The 14,330-nt window shown below is 34.2% G+C and carries 15 protein-coding genes; 6 read left to right on the forward strand and 9 right to left on the reverse strand.

Going from position 1 to position 14,330, the window contains the following annotated elements; all coding sequences use genetic code 11:
- Together A9G09_RS13035 and A9G09_RS11255 are read left to right on the forward strand one after the other, a co-directional pair.
- Positions 1 to 230 (forward strand): hypothetical protein (locus A9G09_RS13035; RefSeq protein WP_218056913.1); only part of this gene is annotated, 230 nt, incomplete at its 5' end.
- A 117-nt stretch (positions 231 to 347) separates the two neighbouring features.
- Entirely contained in the window at positions 348 to 770 is a 423-nt protein-coding gene (locus A9G09_RS11255; protein ID WP_065634938.1) for an STY0301 family protein, read from the forward strand.
- Positions 771 to 777: 7 nt separating this feature from the next.
- Here A9G09_RS11255 and A9G09_RS11260 read toward each other — a convergent pair whose 3' ends face one another.
- The 6 genes from A9G09_RS11260 to murA all read right to left on the reverse strand — a co-directional run bounded on the left by A9G09_RS11260 (position 778) and on the right by murA (position 6,385).
- Complete coding sequence (locus A9G09_RS11260) at positions 778 to 1,848, reverse strand: acyltransferase (RefSeq protein WP_065634939.1); 1,071 nt, start codon at positions 1,846 to 1,848, stop codon at positions 778 to 780.
- A gap of 150 nt (positions 1,849 to 1,998) precedes the next feature.
- Positions 1,999 to 2,250 carry a GNAT family N-acetyltransferase gene (locus tag A9G09_RS11265; protein WP_065634940.1) on the reverse strand — a complete coding sequence of 84 codons (252 nt, stop codon included), beginning with the start codon at positions 2,248 to 2,250 and terminating at the stop codon, positions 1,999 to 2,001.
- A gap of 291 nt (positions 2,251 to 2,541) precedes the next feature.
- Positions 2,542 to 3,504: a 6-phosphofructokinase gene (pfkA, locus tag A9G09_RS11270; RefSeq protein WP_065634941.1), complete on the reverse strand. Its 963-nt coding sequence runs from the start codon at positions 3,502 to 3,504 to the stop codon at positions 2,542 to 2,544.
- A gap of 92 nt (positions 3,505 to 3,596) precedes the next feature.
- Positions 3,597 to 4,493 (reverse strand): cation diffusion facilitator family transporter, encoded by an 897-nt coding sequence (locus A9G09_RS11275; RefSeq protein ID WP_065634942.1) that lies wholly within the window; start codon positions 4,491 to 4,493, stop codon positions 3,597 to 3,599.
- 7 nt (positions 4,494 to 4,500) lie between these two features.
- On the reverse strand, positions 4,501 to 5,076 hold the full coding sequence (yajL, locus tag A9G09_RS11280) for a protein deglycase YajL (RefSeq protein WP_065634943.1): 576 nt from the start codon (positions 5,074 to 5,076) through the stop codon (positions 4,501 to 4,503).
- A 55-nt stretch (positions 5,077 to 5,131) separates the two neighbouring features.
- The gene (murA, locus tag A9G09_RS11285; protein WP_065634944.1) at positions 5,132 to 6,385 is read right to left on the reverse strand and encodes a UDP-N-acetylglucosamine 1-carboxyvinyltransferase; all 1,254 of its coding nucleotides are present in this window, start codon (positions 6,383 to 6,385) and stop codon (positions 5,132 to 5,134) included.
- A 291-nt stretch (positions 6,386 to 6,676) separates the two neighbouring features.
- Here murA and A9G09_RS11290 point away from each other — a divergent pair, with 291 nt between their 5' ends.
- From A9G09_RS11290 to can, 4 genes are all read left to right on the forward strand, one after another.
- Positions 6,677 to 6,874 (forward strand): YbdD/YjiX family protein, encoded by a 198-nt coding sequence (locus A9G09_RS11290; protein ID WP_065577812.1) that lies wholly within the window; start codon positions 6,677 to 6,679, stop codon positions 6,872 to 6,874.
- A gap of 26 nt (positions 6,875 to 6,900) precedes the next feature.
- On the forward strand, positions 6,901 to 7,941 hold the full coding sequence (locus A9G09_RS11295; protein WP_065634961.1) for a GTP-binding protein: 1,041 nt from the start codon (positions 6,901 to 6,903) through the stop codon (positions 7,939 to 7,941).
- Between the two features lie 171 nt (positions 7,942 to 8,112).
- Positions 8,113 to 9,171 (forward strand): FAD-binding protein, encoded by a 1,059-nt coding sequence (locus A9G09_RS11300; RefSeq protein ID WP_065634945.1) that lies wholly within the window; start codon positions 8,113 to 8,115, stop codon positions 9,169 to 9,171.
- A gap of 67 nt (positions 9,172 to 9,238) precedes the next feature.
- On the forward strand, positions 9,239 to 9,898 hold the full coding sequence (gene can / locus A9G09_RS11305; RefSeq protein WP_065634946.1) for a carbonate dehydratase: 660 nt from the start codon (positions 9,239 to 9,241) through the stop codon (positions 9,896 to 9,898).
- 12 nt (positions 9,899 to 9,910) lie between these two features.
- Here the strand turns inward: can and nrdG are convergent, their stop codons facing one another.
- The 3 genes from nrdG to gndA all read right to left on the reverse strand — a co-directional run bounded on the left by nrdG (position 9,911) and on the right by gndA (position 14,326).
- On the reverse strand, positions 9,911 to 10,378 hold the full coding sequence (nrdG, locus tag A9G09_RS11310) for an anaerobic ribonucleoside-triphosphate reductase-activating protein (protein ID WP_065634947.1): 468 nt from the start codon (positions 10,376 to 10,378) through the stop codon (positions 9,911 to 9,913).
- A 16-nt stretch (positions 10,379 to 10,394) separates the two neighbouring features.
- The gene (nrdD, locus tag A9G09_RS11315) at positions 10,395 to 12,530 is read right to left on the reverse strand and encodes an anaerobic ribonucleoside-triphosphate reductase (RefSeq protein WP_065634948.1); all 2,136 of its coding nucleotides are present in this window, start codon (positions 12,528 to 12,530) and stop codon (positions 10,395 to 10,397) included.
- Positions 12,531 to 12,910: 380 nt separating this feature from the next.
- The gene (gene gndA, locus A9G09_RS11320) at positions 12,911 to 14,326 is read right to left on the reverse strand and encodes an NADP-dependent phosphogluconate dehydrogenase (protein ID WP_065634949.1); all 1,416 of its coding nucleotides are present in this window, start codon (positions 14,324 to 14,326) and stop codon (positions 12,911 to 12,913) included.
- Positions 14,327 to 14,330: the final 4 nt, after the last annotated feature.

Below are 14,330 nucleotides of genomic sequence, written 5' to 3' on the forward strand. Positions count from 1 at the left end.
CGTATACTACGCTACACCTTTTTATTCGTCAAGATCTTTTTTCAATATTTTTGATCTTGCTCTCTAACACCTTCTTCGTTTGTTTTTCACTAACGCCGTGTCAGTGGATGCGCATTATAGGCACTTTAAATTTTCCTGCAAGTGTTTATTGCTATTTTTTTTCTGTTTGTGTTTTATTTGCTCAATTTAATTGTTGTATAGACAATTATCGTAAAATAAATAATCATTAATAAGTTTATTCAAAAATAATTTATTACTTTAATATTAGCTTATTAACTTGAACAGGAATTAATATCCTCGTATTATCTGATAATAATAGAAAGCTTAATAAGATATTGGGTTAAACAATGAAGAAGTTTGTATTATTAACTACTGGTCTACTTTTTACGTTCAATAGTTATGCTGATGAAATGGTATTTGATTGTCCTGAAGTGGTTTATATTGATTCAGTTGTATTAGAGCATAATCGTCCTTTACCTTTTAATATCGACGTGAATGCTTTTACTAAACCAAAAGCACATCTAACTAGCATTAATCTTTATAATAATGATAAACCCATACCCTCTGAAAACAAGGGCAATAGAAATTATCATTGGAAAGATTTAAATTCTTATAATCAGGGATTCAATGATTGGATTTACTTCGTTTGCCAGTATGAAAATAGTATTCAATTAACTAAAAAAGCTATTTATGTTTCTGATTGCAAAGCGCTTACTGTACCGTCAAATAATAACAAATATCTAATAAGCGCTGAATTTCAATGCGAATAATTGAAGATTAGCGACTTCCCCCAATAAAAAATTTAGCTTTATCTTTAAAGATAAGTTTTATTGCATTAGCTATAACAATACTAATAGATAATGTTAATACTAAAAAGCTAATTGCTCCTAATGATGCGAGCTGACCATTATCAGTCTTAATGACATCTCCTATAGGTGAATTAATCACTTGCTGCTCTAGTTCTAGTACGATAATTTCATGAATAAAATAAATTGGAAAGCTGATATTAGCCATGTAAGAGAAAAATTTATAAACTCGACCATCGTTGTTTTTATGATTTAGTGGATCTAATAAATAGAGCGCTAATATGAACAAAATAATTTTTTGCAATGTATCAAAATAAAGATTTTCAATGCCCAACTGGCTAATATATCGATAAGCAAACGGCACAAAAAAGCATAAACAGAAAAAGGATATAAACAAAAATAGGTTATCTTTCACTGCCTTCATAATAGTTTGATAATTTTGCTTAATCATCATACCAATTAGATAAACCGGACCATAATGCAACAAATTTAAAATAGGCTGAGTAAAATCAGGTTTGGTAAAAATCACGACCCAAAACATAGACATTAAGCCAGCAACAATTAAATTTTTTTGTGACCACATATACAATAAAGGAGCCATTAAATAAATAATAATAATCATTGGCATAAACCATAACGGTAATAACTGTGTTCCAGTCAACATCATTTTGGTTATTGTGCTTAATATGCTAGGCTCTGTTGATGAAATCCACGGTAAATCAGATAAATATTGATAATGAAAAAACAGAAAACAAAAAATAGAGACTGAAATATATGGGCATACTACTGTTTTAAATTTCGATAAATAGTAAGTTTTAGTATTAAATTTATAAGTCAAATGTTGAAATAAAAATCCGGCAATAAGCACAAAAAATGTTGTGAAATTAAAGGCAAATAGATTTAAAAAAGAAAACAAGTAACTGTTTGCAATTAAATTACTATTTTTAAACACACCTAAACAGTGACTAAAAACAATCATGATAATCGCAACACCACGTAAAACGTGGATTGAGTGAATTTTTTGTGATTTTGCAGATTCCATCTTAAATATCGAAATTCTACGTTTAGGAAATTGTTATACATTAGCACATATTCACTTAACTATAACTAAATTTGAAAAAAATAATAATCAAAATAAAACTTGACAGTATTTGATTCAAATTTTTTAATTTAGTTGAATATGGTTCCAGTATTATTTCATCAATTTTTTAGCTGCATAAGAACAGATAGGAATAATTTCACGTTGTTCTTGTTGCAATTTGGTCACAACCAGATTTAATAATTTATCTGCAATCCCCTTGCCACGATATTCAGGATCAATATAAGTATGATTAATTGTTGCTTTATTTTGACCAACTCTAGTAAACGTCATTTCTGCTATTTGCTTATTGTTAGCATCACAAACATAAAAACGCTCATGATCTTCTAAATAATTTAATGCCATTATTTATCCCCTGTTCAATAATTAATTACGTATAGTTGATAATAATTAAATGAAACTTTATTGAAGCATATATCAATGCTAATGACTAAAGTGGTGCATAAACCAGTTAATTTGCACTTTTGTAAAGACTATTATTTTAATAATAACGAACTAACTTCATTTTATAAGTTGATGACTAAGAACTTCAATAAAAAAAGTGAATACTTATTTGGTTAAATTATTACCAATAAGCATTCACCTAAAATGTTTTATTTTCATAATACCATTAATCGTACGGGATCAAACTCACCGCTAGAAAAGACGTTTTGCTGTATTATAAAGATCCATATCAAATGGTCGTTTCATATTGTTAATTGCATCAATAATATCATGATGAACTAACTTACCATTTTGCACACCGACGCTTCTACCTGCATGTCCTTCCAGAAGTAATTGAACGGCATATGCGCCCATACGTGAGCCAAGTATACGATCATAAGGAACAGGACTTCCACCGCGTTGTACATGTCCTAATACAGTAGCACGAGTTTCATGATCTACCGCATCTTCAATGTCTTTAGCTAGCTGATTAACATCACACATATGCTCAGTGACAGTGACAATTGCATGTCTCTTACCTTTAGCAAAGCCTAATTTGATTTCTTCAATCAAATCTTCTTTAGTATAAGAAACCTCAGGAATGATCATAAACTCACACCCACCAGCTACGGCTGCATTTAAGGTTAGATCACCACAATCGCGCCCCATAATTTCAATAACAGAAATTCGATGATGTGATGAACAAGTATCACGCAGTCTATCAATAGCTTCAACCGCTGTACTTAATGCAGTGAAATAACCAATAGTATAATCAGTACCACGAATATCGTTATCGATAGTACCAGGTAAACCAATACATGGAAAACCTTCTTCGGTTAGTCGCATAGCTCCCATATAAGAACCATCACCACCGATAACCACTAATGCATCGATACCATGTTTTTTTAAATTCGCGATACCTTTTTGTCTTACTTCTTTATCTTTAAACTCAGGAAATCTAGCTGAGCCTAAGAAAGTACCACCACGAGTGATAATATCGGAAACACTATAACGATCAAGTTGAGATATGCGATCCTCACACAGCCCTAAATAACCATCATAAACACCATAAACATCTAAACCTTCTGTTAATGCAGTTCTAACTACTCCTCGAATAGCAGCATTCATTCCCGGAGCATCACCACCACTCGTTAAAATACCTATTTTTTTTATCATACAAAATAACTCCAACTAATTAAATTTTAACTATTATAGAGTTTAAACAGATATCTAACAATAGATGATAAAAGCTATTTTGCTGAAATTGTCTACTGCATCATTTCGATAGGAACAACAGAAATAGGATCTTGATGGATAATGACCGTTGCCGGTGAGAACTCTTCTGAAAGACGTTTTTCAACACTATCGGCAATAGCATGAGCTTGGATTAAAGGCATATCATCATCAAGTTCAAGATGTAATTGAATAAATTTTAATGGTCCAGCTTGTCTGGTTTTAAGATCGTGAAAACCACGTACATCGGGATAGGTAGCAATAATTTCAGCAATTTTGGCATTATCACTATCCGGTAAAGCGCGATCGAGTAAATCTTGAATAGCATTATAAGCTATTTGATAAGCGTTATAGCAAATATACAAAGCAATAAAGAAAGCAAAGAAAGCATCAGCATAAGTCACGCCATACCAACTTAAAGCTAAAGCAAATATGACAGCAATATTCATTAACATATCCGAAGAATAATGCAACATATCAGCTTCAATTGCTTTACTTCTTGTCAATTTTATGACGTACTTTTGATATAAGACTAAAAATGCAGTTATGACAGTTGATATAATTGAGATAATAATACCGAGTAAAGGAACCTGAATTTCACTAGGCGATATAACTGATTTTACACTCGACAACAATACAATTGTTGCCGATCCTATAATAAAAGTACTTTGTGCTAAAGCTGCTAGTGATTCAGCTTTACCATGTCCAAAAGTATGATCATCATCTGCCGGCTTTAACGCATAACGAACCAAAAAAAAATTCAATCCTGAAGCAAGCAAATCAATACTGGAATCTAATAAAGATGCCAACAAACTTATTGATCCTGTAAGCCAACAAGTTAGCAGTTTTATTATGATCAAAATAATAGAAATTAAAACCGCACTAAGTGTCGCGCGTTTTACTAACTTTTCATACAAATGTGAATTTGACATTTGATACCTATTGATAGCTTTCAATACCTGATGGTAGAACAAGTTGCTGTGCAACTTCAGCGGTTTTTTTTCGACCGAGTAAAACATCAATAATTTTTAACGCAAAATCAATTGATGTTGCAGGACCTTGACTGGTAATCACGTTATTTTTTTGATCAAAATAAACTCTTTCATCTTTCCAAAGTTGAAAGGCATCTTTCGTTGTTGGATACCCAGTCATATAAGCGTTAGGAAATAAATGATGATGCTGTAAAACCATTGCTGGTGAAGCACAGATCGCAGCAACGATATGTCCTGCTTGATGGGTTTGCTGTAGTTTTTCGATAAGAGCAGGACAATCACGAAAATTTTCTGCACCTTTTAATCCACCAGGTAAAATAACAACATCAAAATTAAGTTCTTTAACTTCAAGCCAAGTTTTTTGAGCTAAAATAGTCACCCCTCTTGAGCAATGCACCTCTCTATCCTGCGAAATACTTGCTGTGGTAACATTAATACCCGCTCGTGTTAAAAGGTCAATTGTTGTTACAGCCTCTGTTTCTTCACAACCATTTGATAAACAGACCAAAGCTTGTTTTGTCACGATTAAACTCCTTCACTAACTTACGTTGTATTAACAACTATTTTTAATTCAAAAACTACTTGGTTCTTTCAATATGAGCGCCTAGTTTTCTAAGTTTATCTTCAATATTATCATAACCACGATCTATATGATAAATACGATCAACCAATGTCGAACCTTCAGCAATACAACCGGCTAAAACCAAACTAGCTGAAGCGCGTAAATCAGTTGCCATAACTTGGGCACCACTTAGTTTATCCACACCATGCGTGATTAAAGTGTTACCTTCAATTTCGGCTCTAGCACCCATTCGAATAAGTTCAGGAACATGCATAAATCGGTTTTCAAAAATTGTTTCTTTAATAATTCCTGTGCCTTTAGCAACCATATTGAGTAAAGAGAATTGAGCTTGCATATCAGTTGGAAACCCAGGATAAGGTGCAGTATGGATATTTACTGCATTAAGCTGTTTACCTTGCATATCTAGGCAAATCCAGTCATCACCGATTTGAATATCAGCGCCCGCTTCTTTCAATTTAGATAATACAGCATCAAGCAATTTTGGATCTGTTTTACGACAGGTAATTTTACCTTTTGATATCGCTGCTGCAACCAAAAAGGTACCGGTCTCGATGCGATCTGAAACCACTTCATGTACGCCGCCGCCTAATCGCTCTACGCCTTCTATCTCAATACGCACGGTACCAGCACCCGAGATTTTAGCACCTAACGTATTTAAAAATTTAGCAGTATCAACAATTTCAGGTTCACAGGCAGCATTTTCGATTATCGTTTTTCCTTCCGCTAAGGTTGCAGCTGACATAATAGTCACAGTAGCACCAACGCTGACTTTATCCATTACGATATGTGCACCTTTTAATCGACCATCGACAGTTGCTTTAACGTACCCCTCATCAAGAGTAATTGTAGCCCCTAATTGTTGCAAGCCAATAATATGTAAATCAACAGGTCGAGCGCCAATAGCACATCCCCCAGGTAAAGATACTTGACCATGACCAAATCGAGCAACTAATGGACCTAATGCCCAAATTGATGCACGCATAGTTTTGACTAGCTCATAAGGTGCGCAATAATTATTAACTTGCCCTGCATCTAAATGAATCGAGCCATTGCGGGTACATTTCACACCTAACTGACTGAGTAATTCTAACGTCGTATCAATATCTTTTAACTTAGGGATATTTTGAATTTCAACGGGTTTTTCAGCTAAAATTGCAGCAAATAAAATAGGTAGGGCTGCATTTTTAGCCCCAGAAATCACAACTTCACCATTTAAAGAAGTTGGGCCAGTAAGGTGAAACTTTTCCATTATAGACTCTTATTAGAATTAAATTGCCCGATATTATAAAAGTTATTTACTCATAGATAAATCAATTTATTGAAACCTTTTTTAAAACATCACCACTTGAATTTAATCAATCAAAATTAAAATTGCTTTTAAGCTTTTATATTATTGTATAAATTAGTATTAATCAGCAATTGACTCAAACAAATTAGCACTTTATAGTGAATCAACGATAATTAGTGATTTATGCGTCACAGATTATAATTAAGAAATAAGATCTACTTATCAATATCTTTAGCTAATAAGAGATAAAATATGTTTGATTCAATCGCCAAAGCAGGAAAATATCTAGGCCAAGCAGCTAAACTTATGGTCGGTATTCCAGATTATGATACTTATGTTCAACATATGAAACTTACCCACCCAGAACAAACGCCTATGACTTATGAAGAGTTTTTTAAAGAGCGGCAAGATGCACGTTACGGTGGTAAAGGCGGATTCAAATGTTGCTAGTTGCTAAATAGTAAAGAATGGAAGAAATGACAATACAAACCAGCTCCCCCACAATACCTGTCACTTTATTAACTGGATTTTTAGGTTCAGGTAAAACTACATTAATTAATCATTTGTTAGCAGAGAATCCTAACGAAAAAATAATTATTATCGAAAATGAGTTTGGCCCGATAAACGTTGATAGCCATCTGCTAAATGTAACAACCGATATTAAAATTGTTGAAATGACTAATGGATGTATCTGTTGTACCGTACAAGGAGAGCTAACCAATGCCTTATACCAATTACACGCTCAGCGCATAGCAGGAGAGTTACTATTTGATCGGTTAATAATTGAAACGACCGGACTTGCCGATCCTGCACCAATTATTCAACTATTTTTTATTGATGATTTGATTCGTCAAAGCTTTCAACTTGATGCAATTATTACTTTAGTCGATGCCCAACATATTTTACAGCATCTTGATGCGCATCGCGTCACGCTTTCACAAATTGGGTTTGCAGATCGCATTATTGTGACTAAAACTGACTGCGTTAGTAATTCAGAAAAACTAAAAGTGATTAATCGAATTAACAACATCAACCATAAAGCCACAATCATTGAGGCCGTAAATGGACAAATACCTAAATCACAGTGGATTGATATACATGCTTTTGATCTAACTGATGATCTAAATATTAATAGAGGCTTTTTTGTAATTAATCCCGCCAAAAAATTTATGGCCGATTTCACTGTTCTGCCTCGACAAAAGCAAACTCAATCATGGGATGATGATATTTGCTCTTATCTTTTTGAAGCAGGTGAACTTGATATCAAAAAAATTGGCTCTTTTATGGAAAATTTAGTCGAGCAATACGGCAATGACATGCTACGATACAAAGGTGTGCTTGCTATCAAAAATAATCCACAACGCTTAATTGTTCAAGGTGTCCACAAAGTCGTTGGCTTTGATTATGGTTCACCCTGGCAAGATTCGGCAGAAAAACTATCACGTTTAGTCATAATTAGCCGAACTTTACCCTTTGAAGAATTAAACCAAGCTTTTTTGACAACCGTTGCCAGTTAAATATAGCCAATTTTAACTTAGCTATATGGGATTATATATCCATATAGCTTAATGAATACTATGTCAACGATACCTAACTTACCCTATTCTCGTCCTTGATTAGCCACATTTCACTTTAAATGTGATAATATAACATTAGTCAAAAATTGATAGGGCAAATAACATAATTTTATGGATTACGATATTGCAATTATTGGTCTAGGGCCTGCTGGTAGTACGTTGGCACGATTACTTAGTCCTTCATTTAAAATTATTGCATTAGACAAAAAAAACCAAACAGGTCATGATGGCTTTCATAAACCATGTGGTGGATTACTGGCAAATGATGCTCAAAAATCTTTTGTCAGACAAAAATTAAACATACCTGCTGACATTTTAACCGATCCACAAATATTTAGCGTTAAAACCATCGATTTGCAAACTCAACTAGTTCGTAATTATCAACGCAGTTATATCAGCTTTAATCGACATAAGTTTGATCTATGGCTAAAGTCACTCATTCCCGAAACCGTTACTGTTTTACATAATACGTTATGCAAAGAAGTAAGAAGAATCATTGATGGATACCAAGTCACTTATGTTGATGAAAATAATAGAGAACAAAAATTCACTGCTCAATATGTCGTAGGTGCTGATGGGGCTAATTCCATTGTAAGGCGAATGCGTTACCCTAAACATTCCATCAGACAATATGTCGCTATTCAGCAATGGTTTGCTGAAAAACATACTACACCTTTTTATTCGTGCATTTTTGACAACAATTTAACTAACTGTTATGCATGGAGTATGTCTAAAGATGGTTACTTTATTTTAGGTGGAGCCTTTGCAAAAAAAGAAGCAAATCAACATTTCGAAAAGTTGAAACAAAAATTAACGCAACAAGGTTTTATTTTTAGTGATTTAGTCAAAACTGAAAAATGTCTAGTTATCTATCCAAATCGTTTACGTGATTTTTACACGGGCAATGAAAACATATTTTTAATCGGTGAAGCGGCTGGTTTTATTAGTGCAAGTTCTTTGGAAGGAATTAGCTATGCACTCGATAGCGCTGAGATTCTAAGTAAAATATTAAATAGCGGCCAAGCAAAACCCAATAAACTGTATTACCAAAAAACACTACTATTACGTTTAAAATTATACAGCAAAATCATCAAGGCTAAAATTTTAACCACACCAATGTGGCGAAAATTAATAATGAAAATTAAAATCCAACACATTGAAACCAATTAAATAATATAAAGTTTATTTTCAAAAATAACACAATCTTATAATAATGAAATATTAAAGGAATAGATGAATGGTAAATGTAAACGATTTAATTCGTTTTAATCACGAGTGGTCAGAAAAAATTGAGCAAGAAGATCCCGAATTTTTTAAACAACTAGCAATTGCCCAAAATCCTAAATTTTTATGGATCGGCTGTTCTGATAGCCGGGTTCCGGCCGAAAAACTGATTAAATTGCAACCTGGTGAATTATTTGTCCATCGAAATGTAGGTAATTTAGTCATTCATACCGATCTCAATTGTTTATCTGTCGTCCAATATGCCGTTGATGTACTTAAAATTGAAGATATTATTGTCTGTGGCCATTTAGGATGTGGTGGAATACGCTCAGCTGTTGAAAACCCGGATTTAGGTTTAATTAACAATTGGCTATTGCATATTCGAGATTTATGGTTTCGATATAGCTCACTTATTGGTGAATTTCCAGCGCATATTCGATTAGATATCTTATGCGAACTCAACGTCATTGAGCAAGTTTATAATTTAGGTCACTCAACCATTATTCAATCGGCATGGCAGCGCGGTCAAAAAGTTAATTTGCACGGATGGGTTTATGGTATTGATAATGGCAAAATTACTGACTTACACATCACCTCGTCTAGCAGTGAAAATCTAGAAATTAATTATCGTGAAGCGATTTCTTATCTTTTAAACTTACACAAATCGCAATAATGGCCAATAATTTTATTGTTTAAATCGATGTATGATTTGATTGCTGCTTCCTCGCCATAACAGCCGAGGATCAGCAAGTTCTTGAATAAATTTACCATCAATTAATACATCAATATAAGGCACTACTGCTTGTTGCTCGGCGGTTAATTCATCAAGTTTATATCCCGTCCATAGCCAAATATCTTTGTTAATACATTCTGATTTAACCCGTTGAACTAATTTTAATATAGCTGGAACATTTTGTGGATGCAAAGGATCACCACCAGAAAGCGATAATCCTTGGCGTTTAATCTCTGTGTCTTGCAGATCTTTGATAATTTGATCTTCAAGCGATTGTGTAAAAGGTACGCCTGAATTGATTCCCCATGTACTTTTGTTATAACACCCAGCACACTGATGTACGCAACCGGCGACAAACAGCACGCAACGCGTACCTTCACCATTTACAACATCTACAGGATAATAACGATGATAATTCATAACTATTTAATTAACATTATCCAATTTGACCATTGTTCAAATGTTTAACTCGTCGTTTTACTTCCTCTTGTTTACCGGCATTAAATGGACGGGCATCAGGACTACCTAAATAGCCACAAACTCGGCGAGTAACAGAGACTTTTGACGAATCATGATTACCACAACTAGGACAAACAAAACCTTTACTTGTACACGAAAATTCACCGGTATAACCACACTCATAGCACTCATCAATCGGGGTGTTAGTACCATAATAAGGAACTCGACTATAACTATAATCCCAGACATCCTCTAATGCTTTAACATTATTAATCATGTTAGGGTATTCACCATAACAAATGAATCCGCCATTAGCTACTTCAGGATAAGGCTTTTCAAATTCTATTTTTTCGTATGGATTAACTTTCTTCTCTACATCTAAATGAAAACTATTTGTATAATAACCTTTGTCAGTTACCCCTGGAATAACACCAAATTCAGCTGTATCAAGTCGACAAAAACGATCACACAGGTTCTCACTTGGCGTACTATACAAACTAAATCCATAACCCGTTTCAGCTTTCCACTGTTCCACAGCTTGTCGTAAACGTTGAACAATAGCTACGCCTTTTTCGCGTAATGTATCATTATCAAATGGATGCGTTTTATTTCCATAAAGTGCATTTAATGTTTCGTGAATACCAATATAGCCTAAAGAAATCGAAGCTCGACCATTTTTGAATATTTCACAAACACTATCATCTTCTTTTAATCTCACACCACAAGCCCCTTCCATATATAAAATAGGTGCGACGCGAGCTTTTACCCCTTCAAGACGAGCAATACGTGTCATTAAGGCTTCTTTACATAACTCTAAACGCTTATCTAAAATCTGCCAGAAACGAGATTCATCACCTTGGGCTTCAATGGCAATACGCGGCAGATTCAAACTAATCACGCCAAGATTATTACGGCCATCGTGAATTTGCTGACCATCTTCTTCGTAAACACCTAAAAAGCTTCGACATCCCATTGGAGTTTTAAATGATCCGGTGACTTCAACCACTTTATCGTAATTCAAGATATCAGGATACATACGCTTACTTGCGCACTCTAACGCTAGCGCTTTAATATCGTAATTAATATCACCTTGTTTGTGATTAATACCATCTTTAATGGCAAACACCAATTTTGGGAAAACGGCTGTTTTATGATTTTTACCTAAACCCTTAATGCGAACTTTTAGAATAGATTCTTGAATTAAACGTGATTCCCAACTTGTTCCTAAACCAAAACCAAAGGTAACAAAAGGAGTTTGACCATTAGCAGTATGTAAAGTATTAACTTCATACTCTAAAGATTGAAATGCATCATAACACTCTTTTTGAGTACGGCTTTCTGCATATGCCTCTGGATTGGGTATATCCCACTCTTGAGCGATTTGTTTATGTTTTTGATAACTGATGGTAACAAATTTTGCTAGCACTTCATCGATACGATTAATAGTTGTACCACCATAAATATGGCTCGCAACCTGTGCAATTATTTGTGCCGTGACCGCTGTCGCTGTTGCAATCGACTTTGGTGGCTCAATTTCAGCATTACCCATTTTAAAGCCATTGGTCAACATACCATCTAAATCAATTAACATACAGTTAAACATAGGAAAAAATGGTGCGTAATCTAAATCATGATAATGAATTTCACCACAATCATGAGCGCGTGATATTTCTTTTGGTAATAAATATTGTTTAGCATAATGCCTTGCTACAATACCGGCTAATAAATCGCGTTGCGTTGGAATAACTTTACTATCTTTATTAGCATTCTCATTCAAAATTGCAACATTACTCTGTTCAATTAAGCCACGAATATCTTGAGTCAAACGACTACGTTGGTCTCGCGCTCGGTCACGATCATGTCGATATTCAATATAAGTCCTTGCCAGTTTTTTATAAGGCCCTGACATTAACTGATTTTCAACTGCATTTTGAATTTCGTTAATATCAACACTTTCACGTTCTGTCATTTGATTAGTCACAACGCGAGCAACAGCAGCACAATAATCAGGATCATTCACATTAGCAGCAACAGCTGCTTTGACTATGGCATCTTTAATCCGAGCTTCATTAAATGCGGTTTGACAACCATCACGTTTGATGACTACGGGCATATATACTCCTCAATATTCATGGTTTATTAGCGGTTAATATGGGTCATATATCAATGTTAATACTCATTATAATTATCGGGATTTCTTAAATCTTTATTAGAATATTAGACTTAATTTGATATACACCGGGATTTTCACATCGCTTGACGGACACTATATATAGTAAATATATTATGATTATACACCATATATTGTGTTTTTCTACAATTTAAAAAAAATAAAATCACTTGACAATGCTAAGATTAATGCACGCAACAATTTTTATTTTTTAAAATAGAAAGGAGATTAATAAAGCAGGATGAATTGAAAGAATTTTTTATTAGAGTGCAAGGTATACTTACACTCTAACTAAAAAATAGATGTAACAGTATTACGACCAATTACGATTCAATATTTAACCAATCAGTGTGAAATACACCTTCTTTGTCTATACGTTTATAAGTATGTGCACCAAAGTAATCTCGTTGTGCTTGAATTAAATTCGCTGGTAATACAGGCGAACGATAACTATCGTAATAAGCAATAGCAGCAGAGAGCGTTGGCACAGCAATACCTTGTTGAACAGCTAAACAAACCACATCACGTAATGCTTGCTGATAAGCTTGAGTTGTTTGTGAAAAATAAGGTGTTAATAGCAAATTATCAATATCATTATTGTCTGCATAAGCATCAGTAATTTTTTGTAAAAATTGTGCACGAATAATACATCCTGCTCTAAATATTTTAGCAATTTCACCAAAATTTAACTGCCAATTATAATGAGTTGATGCAGCTTTGAGTTGTGCAAAGCCTTGAGCATAAGAGATAATTTTACTCATATAAAGCGCTTTACGTACTTTTTCTATTAATTCTTTTTTATCACCAGTATAAGTAACTTGTTGTGGTCCTTTTAAAATTTTTGCCGCAGCAACTCGCTGATCTTTAATAGCCGAAATGTAACGGGCAAATACTGATTCAGTAATTAATGATAAAGGTTCACCTAAATCTAATGCACTTTGGCTGGTCCATTTACCGGTTCCTTTATTACCTGCTGCATCTAAAATCACATCAATCAGATATTGACCTTGTTCATCCTTATATTTAAAAATATCAGCCGTAATTTCAATTAAATAACTATTTAACTCGCCCTTATTCCAGTCAGTAAAGACACTTGATAATTGCTCATTATCTAATCCGACCACATGTTTTAATACTGAATAGCTTTCAGCAATTAGCTGCATATCACCATACTCAATACCATTATGAGCCATTTTCACATAATGACCTGCGCCATCAGGTCCAATATAAGTGACACATGGTTCACCGTTAGCTTTAGCAGCGATTTTCTCTAATATTGGTGCAACTAAATCATATGCTTCTTTTTGACCGCCAGGCATAATAGATGGTCCTTTAAGCGCCCCTTCCTCACCACCAGAAACACCAGTACCAATAAAATTAAACCCTTCATCTGAAAGCATTTTATTGCGACGGATGGTATCTTCAAAATAAGCATTACCACCATCAATAATAATGTCGCCTTTATCTAATAAAGGTCGTAGTTCATCAATTACGGCATCCGTTCCTTTACCAGCTTGTACCATTATCAAAATACGACGCGGTTTTTCTAATGATGCAACAAAATCTTCAATCGTAAAGTGGGGAACCAATTGTTTATCGGGATGTTCGGCCATCACTTGCTCGGTTTTATCTTTAGAACGATTATAAATCGCGACAGTATATCCACGGCTTTCAATATTGAGGGCAAGATTTCGCCCCATTACTGCCATTCCAATAACACCGATTTGTTGTTTAGACATGATT

The organism is Gilliamella sp. wkB292 (genome assembly GCF_001690235.1).
GTDB classification, from domain to species: Bacteria; Pseudomonadota; Gammaproteobacteria; order Enterobacterales; family Orbaceae; genus Gilliamella; species Gilliamella apicola_F.

Excerpts from the sequence above, each read along its gene's own strand:
- nrdD (WP_065634948.1), bottom strand. The coding sequence starts at position 12,530 with ATGCCCGTAGTCATCAAACGTGATGGTTGTCAAACCGCATTTAATGAA.
- A9G09_RS11260 (WP_065634939.1), bottom strand. The coding sequence starts at position 1,848 with ATGGAATCTGCAAAATCACAAAAAATTCACTCAATCCACGTTTTACGT.
- A9G09_RS11300 (WP_065634945.1), top strand. The coding sequence starts at position 8,113 with ATGGATTACGATATTGCAATTATTGGTCTAGGGCCTGCTGGTAGTACG.
- can (WP_065634946.1), top strand. The coding sequence starts at position 9,239 with ATGGTAAATGTAAACGATTTAATTCGTTTTAATCACGAGTGGTCAGAA.
- nrdG (WP_065634947.1), bottom strand. The coding sequence starts at position 10,378 with ATGAATTATCATCGTTATTATCCTGTAGATGTTGTAAATGGTGAAGGT.
- A9G09_RS11275 (WP_065634942.1), bottom strand. The coding sequence starts at position 4,493 with ATGTCAAATTCACATTTGTATGAAAAGTTAGTAAAACGCGCGACACTT.
- A9G09_RS11265 (WP_065634940.1), bottom strand. The coding sequence starts at position 2,250 with ATGGCATTAAATTATTTAGAAGATCATGAGCGTTTTTATGTTTGTGAT.
- murA (WP_065634944.1), bottom strand. The coding sequence starts at position 6,385 with ATGGAAAAGTTTCACCTTACTGGCCCAACTTCTTTAAATGGTGAAGTT.
- A9G09_RS11255 (WP_065634938.1), top strand. The coding sequence starts at position 348 with ATGAAGAAGTTTGTATTATTAACTACTGGTCTACTTTTTACGTTCAAT.
- pfkA (WP_065634941.1), bottom strand. The coding sequence starts at position 3,504 with ATGATAAAAAAAATAGGTATTTTAACGAGTGGTGGTGATGCTCCGGGA.
- A9G09_RS11290 (WP_065577812.1), top strand. The coding sequence starts at position 6,677 with ATGTTTGATTCAATCGCCAAAGCAGGAAAATATCTAGGCCAAGCAGCT.
- A9G09_RS11295 (WP_065634961.1), top strand. The coding sequence starts at position 6,901 with ATGACAATACAAACCAGCTCCCCCACAATACCTGTCACTTTATTAACT.
- gndA (WP_065634949.1), bottom strand. The coding sequence starts at position 14,326 with ATGTCTAAACAACAAATCGGTGTTATTGGAATGGCAGTAATGGGGCGA.